The sequence below is a fragment of the Sedimentitalea sp. genome (genome assembly GCF_039973035.1).
In the GTDB taxonomy this organism is placed as follows: domain Bacteria; phylum Pseudomonadota; class Alphaproteobacteria; order Rhodobacterales; family Rhodobacteraceae; genus Sedimentitalea.
On record NZ_JBDWLR010000060.1, the window covers coordinates 34,013 to 48,718 of the forward strand.

Annotated in this window: 13 protein-coding genes and 1 tRNA gene; 7 read left to right on the forward strand and 7 right to left on the reverse strand. The window is 54.7% G+C overall.

Features of this window, described 5'->3' with window-relative positions; genetic code table 11:
- The first annotated feature begins 2 nt into the window (after positions 1–2).
- The 4 genes from ABJO75_RS14790 (at position 3) to ABJO75_RS14805 (ending at position 3,720) form a co-directional block, all read left to right on the forward strand.
- A complete protein-coding gene (locus tag ABJO75_RS14790; RefSeq protein ID WP_348134143.1) occupies positions 3–710 on the forward strand; it encodes a c-type cytochrome in 708 nt (235 codons plus the stop codon).
- A 24-nt stretch (positions 711–734) separates the two neighbouring features.
- Positions 735–1,997 (forward strand): NAD(P)/FAD-dependent oxidoreductase, encoded by a 1,263-nt coding sequence (locus tag ABJO75_RS14795; protein ID WP_348134145.1) that lies wholly within the window; start codon positions 735–737, stop codon positions 1,995–1,997.
- 80 nt (positions 1,998–2,077) lie between these two features.
- Positions 2,078–2,512: a DUF302 domain-containing protein gene (locus ABJO75_RS14800; RefSeq protein ID WP_348134147.1), complete on the forward strand. Its 435-nt coding sequence runs from the start codon at positions 2,078–2,080 to the stop codon at positions 2,510–2,512.
- A gap of 149 nt (positions 2,513–2,661) precedes the next feature.
- The gene (locus ABJO75_RS14805) at positions 2,662–3,720 is read left to right on the forward strand and encodes a YeeE/YedE family protein (RefSeq protein ID WP_348134149.1); all 1,059 of its coding nucleotides are present in this window, start codon (positions 2,662–2,664) and stop codon (positions 3,718–3,720) included.
- A 1-nt stretch (position 3,721) separates the two neighbouring features.
- Here the strand turns inward: ABJO75_RS14805 and ABJO75_RS14810 are convergent, their stop codons facing one another.
- The 7 genes from ABJO75_RS14810 to ABJO75_RS14840 form a co-directional block, all read right to left on the reverse strand.
- Entirely contained in the window at positions 3,722–4,666 is a 945-nt protein-coding gene (locus ABJO75_RS14810; protein ID WP_348134151.1) for an MBL fold metallo-hydrolase, read from the reverse strand.
- Positions 4,663–5,592 (reverse strand): MBL fold metallo-hydrolase, encoded by a 930-nt coding sequence (locus tag ABJO75_RS14815; protein WP_348134153.1) that lies wholly within the window; start codon positions 5,590–5,592, stop codon positions 4,663–4,665. Before ABJO75_RS14815 ends, ABJO75_RS14810 begins: the two co-directional genes overlap by 4 nt.
- 417 nt (positions 5,593–6,009) lie before the next feature.
- Positions 6,010–6,083: transfer RNA gene (locus ABJO75_RS14820), tRNA-Gly, on the reverse strand.
- A 457-nt stretch (positions 6,084–6,540) separates the two neighbouring features.
- Positions 6,541–7,578 carry an IS110 family transposase gene (locus tag ABJO75_RS14825; protein WP_348134155.1) on the reverse strand — a complete coding sequence of 346 codons (1,038 nt, stop codon included), beginning with the start codon at positions 7,576–7,578 and terminating at the stop codon, positions 6,541–6,543.
- A gap of 321 nt (positions 7,579–7,899) precedes the next feature.
- Positions 7,900–8,691: a metallophosphoesterase family protein gene (locus tag ABJO75_RS14830; RefSeq protein WP_348134157.1), complete on the reverse strand. Its 792-nt coding sequence runs from the start codon at positions 8,689–8,691 to the stop codon at positions 7,900–7,902.
- A 97-nt stretch (positions 8,692–8,788) separates the two neighbouring features.
- Positions 8,789–10,048: a polysaccharide biosynthesis/export family protein gene (locus tag ABJO75_RS14835; protein WP_348134159.1), complete on the reverse strand. Its 1,260-nt coding sequence runs from the start codon at positions 10,046–10,048 to the stop codon at positions 8,789–8,791.
- A 76-nt stretch (positions 10,049–10,124) separates the two neighbouring features.
- Positions 10,125–12,254: a polysaccharide biosynthesis tyrosine autokinase gene (locus ABJO75_RS14840; protein WP_348134161.1), complete on the reverse strand. Its 2,130-nt coding sequence runs from the start codon at positions 12,252–12,254 to the stop codon at positions 10,125–10,127.
- A gap of 399 nt (positions 12,255–12,653) precedes the next feature.
- Here ABJO75_RS14840 and ABJO75_RS14845 point away from each other — a divergent pair, with 399 nt between their 5' ends.
- The 3 genes from ABJO75_RS14845 to ABJO75_RS14855 are packed head-to-tail and all read left to right on the forward strand — an operon-like array spanning position 12,654 to position 14,253.
- Positions 12,654–12,992, forward strand: a complete 339-nt coding sequence (locus ABJO75_RS14845) for a hypothetical protein (RefSeq protein WP_348134163.1) — start codon at positions 12,654–12,656, stop codon at positions 12,990–12,992.
- Positions 12,989–13,252, forward strand: a complete 264-nt coding sequence (locus tag ABJO75_RS14850; protein ID WP_348134165.1) for a hypothetical protein — start codon at positions 12,989–12,991, stop codon at positions 13,250–13,252. The genes ABJO75_RS14845 and ABJO75_RS14850 overlap by 4 nt, the downstream gene beginning before the upstream one ends.
- Entirely contained in the window at positions 13,249–14,253 is a 1,005-nt protein-coding gene (locus ABJO75_RS14855) for a hypothetical protein (protein WP_348134166.1), read from the forward strand. The genes ABJO75_RS14850 and ABJO75_RS14855 overlap by 4 nt, the downstream gene beginning before the upstream one ends.
- Positions 14,254–14,706 lie beyond the last annotated feature (453 nt).

The following is a 14,706-nucleotide window of genomic DNA, read 5'->3' on the forward strand; positions in this document are numbered from 1 at the left end:
TCATGCGTTGGCCCCGCGTCCTGATCTGTTCAGCAGTCGCCGGGATTCTCGCCACAACGGTTGGTGCAACAGAAAGCCTTGGTGACGCCGAAGCTGGCAAAGTCGTATTCGCAAAATGCAAAGTCTGCCACCAAGTCGGAGAAGGTGCCAAAAACAAGATCGGCCCACATCTGAACGGGGTCTTTGGGCGCAAAGCTGCGGGGCTGGAGGGGTTCAAATACTCCAAAAGCCTGAAGCGCGCCGGAAACTCTGGTCTGGAATGGCACGCCGACACCCTTTCCGCCTATATTCAAGACCCGCGCGCCTTTGCGCCAGGTACACGGATGAGCTTTGCCGGCCTTAAGGACCCTAAAGACCGCGCAAACGTCGTTGCCTATCTCCGAGCGTTCTCTGACAACCCGCGTGACATCCCCGAGGCAGACCCGACGGCCAAAGGAACCGATCATTCAGTCGATCCCGAAATACTCGCGATTCAGGGGGATCCCGAATATGGTGCATATCTCAGCAGCGAATGCACGACGTGCCATCAGATTGAAGGGCGCGATGATGGCATTCCCTCAATCGTCTACTGGCCCGACGAAGACTTTGTCGTCGCCTTGCACGCCTACAAGGAAAAACAACGGCGGCATCCTGTCATGCAGATGATCGCTGGTCGGCTGAGCAATGACGAGATCGCGGCCTTGGCCGCGTATTTCAATGATCCAGAGTGACAATGGCTAAGGGGAGGAAACGCGATGACACTTAATAGACGCACATTTCTTGGAACCGCCGGGGTACTTGCCGTCGGATTGTCGGCGCCGATGGTTCTGGCGCAGGGCAAGCCGCGCATTGTGGTTGTCGGCGGTGGGGCAGGCGGCGCAACCGCGGCGCGCTACATCGCCAAGGACAGCAAAGGTGAAATCGACGTCATCCTGATAGAGCCGTCCCAAACATATTACACCTGTTTCTTCTCGAACCTTTATCTGGGTGGATTTCAGGAGCTTTCGGACATCGCGCACAGCTATGGAAAATTGGCAGCGGACTACGGCATCAATGTTGTTCATGATTGGGCCATTGGCGTGAATCCCGTCGCCAAGACCGTGTCTTTGGCGGGCGGAGGTTCCGTTTCCTACGACAAGCTGATCCTCAGCCCCGGTATCGACTTTGTCGATGGGGCCGTCGAAGGTTGGGATGTCTCTGCGCAAAACAAGATGCCGCACGCTTACAAGGCTGGCTCACAGACCGAGCTTCTCAAGGCGCAGATCATGGCGATGCCCGAGGGCGGAACATTTGCGATGGTTGCGCCGCCAAATCCATATCGTTGCCCGCCGGGACCATACGAGCGGGTTTCGATGGTGGCGCATGTGCTGAAAGCCAGCAACCCATCCGCAAAGATCATCATCGCAGATCCAAAGCCTAAGTTCTCAAAGATGGCTTTGTTCCAAGAGGGCTGGGCGAACAGCTATGAGGGCATGGTTGACTGGATTGGCGAAGACTTCGGTGGTGGAAATGTTTCGGTGAACCCCGAGGCCATGACCGTGACCATCGACGGCGAAGAGACCAAAGTTGACGTCTGTAACGTGATCCCGGCAATGAAAGCGGGTCGCATTGCCGAAATGGCAGGCGTGACCGCTGGAGATTGGGCACCAGTTAATGCCACTGACATGTCGTCGAAAGCGGATCCGGACATCTATGTCTTGGGGGATGCCAGCCAACAAGGTGATATGCCGAAATCCGGTTTTTCGGCCAACAGCCAGGCAAAGGTTTGCGCGAATGCCGTTCGCGGCGCGCTAACCGGGTCAAAAGTGTTCCCGGCCAAGTTCTCGAACACCTGCTGGTCGCTTATCGGCACGGATGACGGCGTCAAGGTGGGCGCAACCTATGAAGCCACGCCTGAAAAAATCGCCAAGGTAGATGGCTTTATCAGCCAGACAGGCGAAAGCGCCGATCTGAGGAAAGCAACCTATGAAGAGTCGCTTGGTTGGTATGCCGGCATCACGTCGGACATGTTCGGCTGAGAAGAGTGGGGGGTTGACAGATGTCAAAGCCTCCCGCCGCTCAATTTGTGAAACTGCGGTTACATTGGAGGAAAACGATCATGAAACCATACCTCGCGGCGGTCGCGTGTTCAGCTGTCTTGGCAAGCCAGGTCTTTGCTGAGGAGGTGATCACAACTCCCTTTGATGGCAGCTTTGATGACGCCACATTTGCAGTTGAATCTGCAATCGTCGATCATGGGCTGGTTATCGACTATGTGAGCCATGTCGGAGAGATGCTGAACCGGACGGGTGCGGACGTTGGCAGCGACACGCAAATATTCTCCGCCGCCGATATCTTTGTCTTCTGCTCGGCAAAGGTCTCGCGCGAAGTGATGGAGGCCGACCCGATGAATATCGGCTACTGCCCTTACGGTATCTTCGTAGCTGAAGACGGGAGCGGTGTTCAGGTCGGCTATCGGTCCTACCCTGATGGTCCGATGGAAAAGGTCGAAGCCCTTTTGTCGGGGATTGTCAAAGAGGCCGTCAGCGACTGAAGTTAAGGACCAGCAGTAGCTCGGGACCAGTTTGACCAGTTTCTACCTGTATTGGTCGAGCTTTAGTCGCGATGCCATCTGGCATGCGGGCCTATGAGAGTTTGACCAAGAACAACGACAAGCACGCAACGAGGTGAGAGCTTCTGACCATGGAGATGCTCATTGAACAGTTGGGGGATGCGGGGGCTTTGGCGCTTGCCGGGATGGTTGTTGGTCTCTTGTTTGGTATCACGGCTCAGAAATCCCGATTCTGCTTGCGGGCCGCGACCGTCGAAGTTTCTGAGGGTAAACCGGGGCCACGTCTGGCTGTTTGGTTGATTGCATTCACATCCGCGCTGACGCTCGTTCAAGGGTTTGTCTCATTTGAAGTTTTGGACCTGTCCGAAACGCGCGCGATCGCTTCGACGGGCAGCATCAGCGGGGCATTGATCGGCGGAGTGATGTTCGGTATCGGAATGGTTCTGTCGCGCGGATGTGCGTCGCGTTTGCTGGTTCTGGCGTCGTGCGGCAACTTGCGGGCGCTGGTGACAGGGCTGATCCTGACATTGCTGGCACAGGCGGCCTATACAGGCGTGCTAAGCCCGGCCCGAGAGAATCTCGCCGATATCTGGACGGTTTCCGGTGGGGCGACGCGCGACTTATCGAGCATACTGGGTTTGACGTCCGGGACCTATGCTGTCGTGGCAGCAATGGGGCTGTTGTTGGCAATCGCATTTGCGGCACACCAGAGCCTTACCCTAACAAGGATAACGGCGGCCGCAGGCGTAGGCGTGGCCGTGGCGCTCGGCTGGTTGGTGACATTCGCGATCGCTCAAGCGTCGTTTGAGGTCGTGCCTGTTTCGTCGATCACGTTTACTGGCCCGGCCACTGATACTTTGATGGCACTGGTCGCCGAGCGTAACGTTGTTCTGTCTTTTGGTATCGGCCTTGTCCCAGGTGTGGCAATCGGGGCTGCGACATCAGCCGTTGCGTCGGGGGAGTGGAGGATTGAAAGGTTCGGCGCGGACACTCCAATGGAACGCTACCTCATTGGCGCTGTTCTGATGGGTTTCGGCGCGATGCTGGCAGGGGGATGCGCTGTCGGTGCCGGTCTCTCCGGTGGATCTGCGTTGTCCCTGACCGCATGGCTCGCTGTGTTCTCGATGTGGGTCGGGGCGATTGCTACGCATTGGCTTGCGGTCCGAAGGCCATTCGTTCAGCGAACCTGACTTACTCAAATTCCATCTGTTCAAAGACCCGCCCGGCGTTTTTTGTTGCGAGCTCTTCAAACGTATCTAAATGGGCATAAGGCGACTGATCGACATAGTAGGCTTCGGCCAGATCGCCACCGGCGTCCATATGTTCCTGAACCTTGCCACGCAGGTACACAAGATAGTCACGTGTGTATCGGCGAACCTGATTCATGTTCGTGGGATGGCCATGCCCCGGGATGACATAGGTGGCCCCCAAGGGTTCAAATTCGTTGTCCCAAGTCACAAGCCAATCTGCAGTATAGGTATCTTGAAAGATCGGCAGCATACGTTCGTGAAACGCCATGTCACCGGCGATGACGAGACTTTGATTGGGCAGCCATATCGAAATATCACCCGGGCTGTGGGCAGGTCCAAGATATTTTGCTTCGATCCGATACTCGCCCATCTCGACCACATATTCATCGTCAAACGTTTCGGTGGGACCCACAAGAAACGTTCCCTTTGCCTTGTCCTGATTGTACCTCTGCATTCCTGCCAGAAGCTGAGGGCCGTATTCTTCGATTTCCGCTGCCGCATCTGTATGGGCCACGATGGGAACGCCAAGCTCGGCCCAGTAAGCATTGCCCAGAACCGCGTGTCCCTGACCGTTCTCGTTAAAGACAAGTTTGACAGGCTGATCGGTGATCGACTGAATTTCCTGGTGAAGGGCTTTGGCGAGAACATAGGCGGCACCACCATTCACCACGACGACACCCTCTCCGGTTACGATAAAGCTCAGGTTGTTGTTATGGCCCGAGTTTTCATAGGTGGGCGGCGCTGTCGCGCCAACAGCCGTATAGACGCCGGGAATGTACTCAACCGGTTTTGAATACAGCACACTCTGCGGGTATTGGTCGGCGATGTCTTCGCTGGCGCAGACGGGCAGGGCAAAGGTGGCAGCCATCAAAACCGGTCGTATCATAGTGGCTCTCCAATAAATCGATAGGCGGAACCGGTCTTTTCTACTTGGCCAAACCCGCCGTCGGGCAGATGGAACCCAACGATTTTCATTTGCTCATGAGAAACTTGATCCAGGAGCGATTTGCGCGCGATAGCTGCCGTATCAGGGTCTTGGTCCGTGCCACTGTGCCAATCAGGGCGTTCGAACGCGACATGTGGGTTGCCGAGCGCATCTCCCACGACCATCACGACATCGCTGCCATTTCGAATTTCAAACGCCATATGACCGGGCGTGTGCCCATAACTTGCCCGCGCGGCTATACCGGGGAGGATTTCTTGCCCGTCGTCAAAGAATTCAACTTTGTCTTCGATCACTTGCATGCGCCGCTTAGCACCGACTGCGAATGCGGCGCGATCAGCACCAATCGAGTCCACTGTCGCGGGGTTCCACCAAAAATCCCACTCTTTGCGACCAAAGTGATGCGATGCATTGGGAAAAAGCGGATCATCAAAGTCGTCCAGTACACCCCAGATGTGATCAGGGTGTGCATGGGTAAAGACAACATGTGTTATTTCGTCTGGAGACAACTCAATGGCATCAAGCGAGTCAACAAGCTTGCCCGAAGTCGCCATAAAGTCCGGTCCGGCGCCCGCATCGAACAACACTGTGTTTTCCCCATCACGGTACAGCGCGAGGTTACATTCCGGCTCGTATCTGATCAGATCTGCACCGTAACGGGTCATCAGTTCTTCGAGTTCTCTCTGCGGCATCGCCCCAAAGACCATTTCAGGCGGCAACGACAAATTCCCGTCCGATAGCGTCGTGATCTGCGCCGCTGCCCCGATCTGCAGGTTTGCAAGCAATGGTTTAGACTGCGCGCCAAGTGCCGCCAGACATGCGCCGTGATACAGGAAGGCGCGCCGGGTAAAAGGTTGCTCTCTGTTCATTCACAATCATTAAGATGAATGTATTAATTTGTAAACGGATAATGCCTGCCAAACGAGGCAGCGCAGCAAATAGGGTGGGCGGCGACATCCACGAGGGTGCCTCAACGACGTCCTGCTGGCGTTTGTCCAACGGGATGTGAAATGCAAAAACAGAGATACATCACTCGGGACCTAGCCCAATGCCACCACGGTTTGGCAACCGATCCCAGTCACTGATCAGATGAGGGGACGTTGTTAAGCAGTCAGCCGACAGAGTCGCAGGTCGTCTCAGTGGGTTCTGACCTGCGTTTGACGATGTGCTTTGATGTCACATTCATCAACATCTTGATGCGACCCGTGTTTGTCCCAGCAAAGTGCAAGGGGAAACAGGCGCAGTTCTCTCATGGCTAATAGATATGATTATTCAGGGTGTATCTCTGGAGCGGGCGGCGAGAATCGAACTCGCGTCATTAGCTTGGAAGGCTAAGGTCTTACCACTACACAACGCCCGCTCTATAGTTTCAGCAGGTAATCCATTGGAAAACCAACGTCAAGTCAAGACCAGGTTCGGGAAGCTGAATCCCTATGATTGGCTGTTACTCGTTTGTCCCTAGGTTCGATCTCTATCGGCGGAGTCAATTTCTTTTCTTAGTATCAGAGGAGTACGATCCGCCCATAGGGGCTGCTTCTCTATCGCGGCCTATGTCAAGAGTGGGTTTATCATGTCATGTTATGTTCCTTTAAGCTATTGATCTGCCTAGCCGATGTGCCGTCACGGAGCTCGTGCTTCTCTTCGAGGTCGGCGTGTGGCTGCCTCATGATGGGGTAAGAAGAATGGAGTGGTTCAATCTTTGAGGCGCCCTTGCTGCAAACGCAGCAGGATCTGCAGCCACTGCGAACTCGCCCCACCCGTCGTCCCCGTGAGGACATCATTCTGCCGAGGCAGATCTCGGGACCAGAGCGTGTTTGTCAGGCCGCCTTTACAGCGCTGTTGCTCCAGCGGAAGTCGGTGCCATCAATCCACATGCGGTGGAGAATGACAGCAATGCGTCTGGCAAGTGCTACGGTCGCGCGCCGCATGCCGCGTCGCTGTGCAACCCGCATGGCCCAAGCCTTGAGCCATGACCAATTTTTGGAACGAGTCAGCATCGATTGTGCCGCCTCATAGAGCATGCTCCGCAGCATGGCGTCACCGCATTTGGAGATACCGCCGTCATAGTCGATCTCGCCGGACTGGTATCGCTTGGGCGTCAGACCGGCATGTGCGCCGACATCCCGGGAATGCACAAAGCGGTGCGGTTGATCGATCGAGGCTTGGTAGGTCAGTGCAACAACCGGACCGACCCCTGGGACTGTCATGAACCGTCGACACACCGGATCGTCGCGCACCATATTGAGTAACATCTTGTGAAGGGTTGCCAATTGCTGGCGCATCACCTGCCGAACCGTCAGCAGAGGATCGACGATTGCGGCCAGTCTGGGGAGACTTTCAACCAACTCGCGGATCCGCATGTCGTAGTTCTTTGTGCTAACAACACCGACCTTCAGGCCGAAGTTGCGTAGCGTGCCGCGCATGTCACACTCGATGTCGAGCAATTTGCGTTGGAGCAGCTTGCGACTGGTCAGCAGCATCCTTTGTTCCTGAGCGGCCAGCGTCTTGACATGCACCGGCTTGAACAATCCCACGCGCATCATCTGGGCGATCCCGCGGGCGTCATTGCGATCACTCTTGTTGATCTGCTGGGCCTTGAGCAGCGCTTTCATATGCCGTGTCTCGACGCATATGACAGGCAGGTCCGCCTCGGTCAGCCCGTTCACCAGCCATTGCGACAATGGTCCTGCCTCAATCCCGACCCGGGCACAATCACCGCCAATCGAGGTCAGCAGAGCAGCTATGTCATCCGGCTCAGTTGGGACTTTGCGCTCGCAGATCACCTTACCGACTTCATCGACAACGCACACCGCTGTTTCTTGTACCGAAACGTCCAATCCTACAAAATGTGCCATATCGCCATTCCTTCCTTGATGCTCAAGGTCAGGATGACCCCGATCACATCATCTTAAATGAAGGGGCTGCAACCCAAATACGACATTCGAAATCGCAGCCGCCGCGATACACCATCTTTGGTATTCTGTGACATGGTGATTTACACGGGCGTCAGAGCTAATGGTGCGGAGTTTCCTGCAATACCGACCATCCCAGAAAGACGATGATGCGCTGCGATTCACAGGTCTAATTAACTCGGCTTCGCTTATTGTGTCTAATGTCCGCATTCTAAATGGATCAAGTCGCGCGCGAGGTCATGACTTGTCTTTCAGCAGATATGGCTATGGAACTTGGCCATCGCTCCGCAAGAATGTCACTCCATCGTCGATCACCGCTGCCGTAAGCGTCCCTGTTGCATAGGCGCCGGTGTCAACGGAAATTCTCCCGTTCTTGATGGCCGGTTGGTCGACGATGGTGTGACCGTGCACGACCCATTGGGAGTCTTGCCGGGCCACTCTCAGAAAGTCCGGGTGGCCCCAGATACAGGAGGCGTTGTCCTGCGTTCCCATTGGGCGACCGGGATCGGCACCGGCGTGTACGAAATGGACGTTTCTGAATTGCAGGCGCGCGGGGAGGTCTTGTAACCATTCTGCCATTTCTCGCCCGAGCGAAGCTCGGAATTTCATGGCGGCGTCTTCGAGCGCGTTTTGCCGGGACAGTTCCGACAGCCCGGTCAGTCCGAAACTGGCGAGCGTTTGCAGTCCGCCATTTCGCAACCAAAACGGTCCGTTCCGTACGGGGTTATCGAGGAAGCGCAACGCCATGTCTTCGTGATTTCCCTTCAGGGCAAATACCGTTTGGGGATTGTCTTCCTGCAACGAAAAAATACGCTCAAGGACCGTCCGGCTGTTAGGGCCGCGGTCGATCATGTCCCCCAGAAAGACAACCCGCTCACAGTCATTCTGGCGCAATACTGCGTCAAGCTGTTGGGCACAGCCGTGCACGTCGCCGATGGCTAATATTCTCACACCCGGTTTGGGGGGTGGGAACGTGTCGTCATCATTCCTATGCGAGAACAGCCGCCTGAGATAGTTCAGCGGGCGCGCCTTCAAACTAGGTGAAAACTTCGACACGATTCAAGGCCATTCGTAGCTAATTAATGTCGTGACGGTGACAGGACCGTGCATGGATTAATAGACTTCATCGCATGCAGAAGCCAAATGCGACGGGCTACTCACGCGCCTGATTGATGAGAACCTCAAGGAAATCATTGGGCCTTAGTTGGGTTTGTCCAGTTGCCTCGATGGTTTCCAGACCGTTTGGACCCTCACGAAGGATGCGGAAACTTGGTTCTGTCGCGTTGATCGCGTCGGCCCGTGCCGCGCCAAGGTGGTTCACTGAAACCCGCGAGAGTGCATTTTCCATTTCCAGCGTGGTTTGCGCGATGGCAAGTTCTTCGCGGACCTGAACCAGTTCCAGCAACGCTCTTTCGCCTCTGTCCGTTGTTGCGAACCGCCGTTCCCGTTCGATTTCAGCCAGTCGGGCACGCCCTTGGTATATCGATTGCTCAAGGTCGATCACCGTCACTTCGATACTGGCCTGCGTGGATTGGATCGCAAGCAGTCGATCGGTCCGAACCAACCCGCGTTCGGCCAGTTGGTCCAGATCATCCGCGGCAGCGGCAACCACACCCAACCGCTCCTTTTGCGTTGTCAGTTTCCGTTCGTTGGACGCGAGTTCAGTACGTAGAAGGTCTTCGAGCTCGTCGAGCGCGGCCAGGTCTTCCAGATACCGCTGTCGGGCAAGGTCGAACGCTTGATTTTCAAGCTGTATGATTTTGGCGGCATTAGGATGCGCGCCTTGGCTTAGGGAGCCCGGATAAGTGACAACGTCCGCCCCTGACTGTTCCGCCTCAAGCCGCGCAGATCGTGCCTCAAGACGCAGGATGCCTTCCTCTAGCATGAGGTTGTTGAACTTGCCTTCGAACAAATCGCGTTCCACCGCATAGGTTTGCTCGTCAGCGGATTTGAGACCACCCGCGAGAGCCAGCGCCTGTAAGGCAAGCGCCCCGGGGGGCAGTGTGTAGGCCCCTGACAGCTCAACTTGCCCTGCAACATAGACAGGGGCGTATTGTTCGACCGAAACCGCAACACCCGGCAGTTCGATCAAGCCAAAGGCACGGCCGAGTTCTTTGGCCAATTGCTCTGAGAGCTCGCCAACGGCCAAACCCTGTGCCGTGATTGGGCCGACAAAGGCAATGTTGACCCTGCCGCTGGAATCGATCTGGTAAGTGCCCGAAACCTTCTCCAAGGGAGGCAGCACATCGACCTGCGCCAGCCTGTCTACGACGTCAATTCGCAGCACATCGTTGCGCGATAGCGCGTAATCGGAAACGGTTTGCGCCATGAGAACTGATGACGAAACAAGCCAGAATGATGCCGTCAGGGCGACAGCTCGGAGAACTGACAGGGGTTCAATAGACAAACGCAAGAACCAATCCTTTTCATTTTGACAGGGCATCTGAATGTCGCGCAGTCGCGACGTGTCTGTTGACAGTCCGCACATGTCAGTTCTTGAAATATGACGTGCCACGGCCGTTTGTCGCGCCGTAGGGGTTATCATAGCCGTATCGGCGCATTCCTTTGCCGTCGAGCATCGACATGATCAACCCGGAGACAGGATAGCCAAGGCTTTCGAATTTTTTGATACCATCCTGAACCTGCTGCTGCGACGTGCTGTTCCAGCGCACGACGAACAGGATGGTGTCGGCAATCCGTGCTAGAATGCGCGCATCTGTCACCAGCAGGACAGGAGGCGTATCGATGACGATGGTGTCATATTGCTGCAGGGCTTCCTCGATGAAGGTGGGAAACCACTGTTTGGCAAAATAGTCGGGGATATTCGAAATCCCTGCACCACCGGGCACAAAATCGAGGTTGTGGATGGTTTCCGGGATCACGGCGTCGCGCCAGTCGAGGTCTTCTTTCACGGCTTCGGTCAGCGTGCGTTCCGACGGGTTCACACCCAGATAGCTGGCAAGCCCACCGCGACGGGTATCCGCATCTACCAACAAGATCTTGCCACCCAATTCGGACATTTGGTGGGCCAGAGCCAGACTGATACCAGATTTTCCTTCTCCGCTAAGAGAAGAGGACACAAGTATAACGCGCGGCCGAGTATCTGAGTTTGACATAAGCACGGAGGTCCGAAGGTTTCTGAAGGCCTCAGCAATGGCAGACGTCGGGTTCTCGCGCAGGTATTTGAAGAATTGTGACCGATTGCGGGTCCGAATTCTGGGAACCTCTCCAAGGACGGCTTTGCCGGTGAACGCTTCGAGCTCGGTTGACGTGTGAAACCCACCTGCCAGAGACACTGCCCTGCTGATGCAGAACGCGGCGCTCAACAGGAAACCTGCCAGTCCGGCCACCGCCAGAATCAGCGAAACGCGCGGTAATGCGGCGTCGGTTGGCGCGACCGCATAGGACAGCACCCGGCTGTCCGCCTGCTGGATGCCCTGTTGGGCCGACGTTTCTTTCATTCGATTGAGAAAGTACTCGTAAAGCAGTCGGCTGGCCTGAGCCTCGCGCATGAGCTGGTCTAGTATGATAAGATCGGCAGATTGCTCGTCGATGCGGTGCTGTAGCGCGTTTGCAGTCGTGTCGAGCGTCGCAACGTCCTGTGTTGTTTGATTCAGGGCTTGTGCGGATTGCTCACGAAGACGGCTGGCAACCGCATCGAAATTTGTCCTTTGTTCCGGGCTCAATGGCCCGTCGGCCTCGCTCAGGATGCGCATCAAAGTAGCATCCCGCGTCAGCTCCGCCAGTTCAGCATCCAATGCCGTGGCCAGATTACCATCATAAGCGCGCTGGTCCGCAAGTTCCGCGCGAGCAGCATCAAGACGGGCGCGTACTTCCTTTTGCTGCCGGTCCAACAATGCCAGCGCCTCGGCGTCGATCAGATCGGTCTTGGACCGAAACGTCCTGACGGCAGTTTCACTTCTCTCAAGCTCGACCTGCAACTCACCAACTCTTTTGGTCAACCAGTCGGTTGCCTGATTTGCAGCGTCGAATTTGACTTGCAGCTGATCCGAAATGTAGACTTCGGCAAATGTATTGGCGATCAATGCGGCCTTTTCTGCCGATCCGCTAAGGATCGAGACATGAAAGACCAGGCTGCCGCTGACATTCTGCACCGACTGCCGTTTGAGCAGTTCGCCGACGACCGCCTCGCGGACCTGAGCTTCGGTTGCCGGGAGCATCTCTGTGGTGTTCGGACGGGGTATGACGCTGCGGGCCACGGACACCAGTTTGTCCAAAACAGAGGGGGGCCGCAGCGCCACATTGAATTCCGGATCCTCAATCAGGTTCAGCGAGTCGACGACTTTGGCGGCCAATCCCCGGCTGCGCAGAACCTCAACCTCGGTTGTCACAGTAGAACTGTCAGGCGGCAGGCCACTGATGACACCCTGCAAATCGACCACCTGTTCTTCGCGGGCCTCAAGCACCAAGGTTGCGACAGACTTGTAGATTGGCGTCGCGACATAGAAAACATAGGCTGCACCCAGAACCAGCGCGACTAGCGTGCTCGCCAGTAGTGTATGGCGGCCTCGCCAGAGGGTGCTGGTCAGTTCGGCCAGTTGTCTGGTCCCATCTTCCGAGATGGAATGTTGTCGTGAGGGGGTATTGTGCAAACTCATTAACCTTCTACTCTCACTTGACCGACACCCAGATTGAGATCGCGTGCAGGAAGCTAACACTTTCGCCAGTCCCTTGCGGCGGATCGTGCGGATCAGCATCCTGAACAAAAAACGCTTGCCGAACACAAAAACTGTGTGCCCAGATAGTCAAGAATGAGCCACCCTGTCCACACCCATGAAACCACGGATGCCAATGCGATCACCTTTTGCAAGTCTAAATGCCCTATCAAAGGCAGGATTGCCAAAGCGGGGCAGATGGTCGTCGCAGATGTAGGCAGGCGCTTTGCAGCACGATGCCATCTTGTTACATGACCGGATGAAGGACTATACGCATCACTAGTATGGGAAACGCCCCGCGTTTCTGATTTAGAGCAAGATGTTTGTAAAGAGTACCGAGCCATGAAACAGGATTTTTCCCAATCTGTTGATGAGGCGGGGTGGGGCAATCTGGCACCAGCCAGGTTTCTCCTGAGTGAAACGGTAGGCGGTATAGCTGCAGTGCAGGCCGATTTTTCGCAAACCGCAGATAATTCGGGTTTGTTCTATATCTATGTTTTGGATGCGGGTAGAATTGGTGGCGCCGTGTCATTTTTCCGTGGAGACTATCTTGGCATTCCAAGTGCGGCCTGCGATGGAGCAATCTACAATTTCATATCCAAAAGAATATTTCGGGTTTATCTAATGCACTGGTATTCGTTGAACATGCCAATTTTCTCTGATCGGGCCGCCGAAGTATGACAGATTGCACGGTAGATATCACCACGGTTCTGCATACATTGGAACTTGAGAATGCACTCGACGCACATTGGGCGCAGGTCGCAGAGTTCATAATCTATACGGTTATCGCCGTATTTCTGGTCGTGAACCCGCCCGTCGTTCTAATTGAGCTCGAAGCTGCTGCGTTAATCTCGGGGTCGCTTTGTATAGCCTCCACGCTCCTGTATTCTTGGGTCGATAAACCGTTTGCCAGATACGAACACAAGCTGGCCCAGAAGTGAGCAGTGCGATACCAACAGTCAGGAGCAACGCAAGCGACCGGCAGGTCCTGGAAGCGGGGATCGTGTTCATCGGAAACCTGCTGATGTGCATTGCCTTCTTTCATCCTGAAGCTCAAGGATATGGGGATGCCGTCCGGGGCTGGAACCAGTTCAACACGCTGTTGTTTGATGGACAGCAGGTGTTTGACGAATCCAACCAAGTTTTTCTGCGCGTCCTGATGGCGATGGCGTCCCTGTGCATCGTCATCGTGTTGGTGGTTGTCGGACTTGTGGAACGAGTGGTCCTCGTGACCTATTTAGCACTGCCGTTCTCGGCCTATCTTGCGACCAAAATCAGGATCGAATTCATCTTTTTCCCGTTTGCATTGATCTCGACAAATCTCGGGTGGAAGAAGGAAATGGTGGTGATTTCAGCACTGGTGGCGACTTCATATATAACTGGAGATAATAACGGAATCATCGTCATTCTTTTTCGTCTCGGCGTCATATTTTTTCAGATATTTCGACCGCGGATATATGTTCTCCTGCTCGCAGTCATTGCGATCGTCGTAATCGATGCGAACTTCAACAATCTGGCTTCTATGTTTCCAAGCTTGGCGAAATATAGCTGGACACGCGATATTGTGAATCCAGAATTCAGCCATTTTGAATCGGTGATTGTTTTTCTGGCATCGATGACCATGTCGTTACAGCCTCCGATCGATTTCATGTTTGGCCTGACCTATACGGCTTTTCTGCTGTTTGCGATCTTTGGTTGGTCGCTCTTCAAGCCGGCATCATATATCAGCGCGTTCAATCAGCCCGATGTCAGATCTGGCATTCTGACGGTTCTTCTCTTTACGTCAGTCACACATGCTTTTCAGAACGCGAGATATTTCTTCTTCTATTTACCTATCCTCGCGCAAGCGAGCTCCGCCCAAAGCCGCCGACTCCTGATTTTGGCATCATGGCCGATGACATTTGCGTTGGTGATCTACTATCGTTTTTTACTTGAGATGTGAGCCTGCAGCCGGACACGTCGCCGTCCATCTAGGCGGATTGCGATCGAGCTCTGATGGCGACATGGTCGGGTCTTGCTGCCACCAGACGGTGGCCAGAACATACGTACTGCTCAATTAATATATTCGCCAATGCATCATTGTGTTTTAAAAACAATGTTGCTGAAGATAGGGTATCGTTGCCGATACTCATACAATTGGGAGATTCGTTCATTTTCTAAAGAGTGTTTCTGACAATCGACCACAAGATTAGAGCCACGTCAGAGCACAAAATGCATAGACTACGAATTCATCCAGATTGGGAATGAGTCGGAATTGACAGAATTGATTCTGGCAGCTTACACCTTCAATCCGCAGAATATTAATACCGCTATGAGGGAATTTCGTTTCTCGACGCGCAGGCGCCGGTTGATGGTCGCTAGAAGTGCGAAAAATTTATTCACCTGTCAATATCTG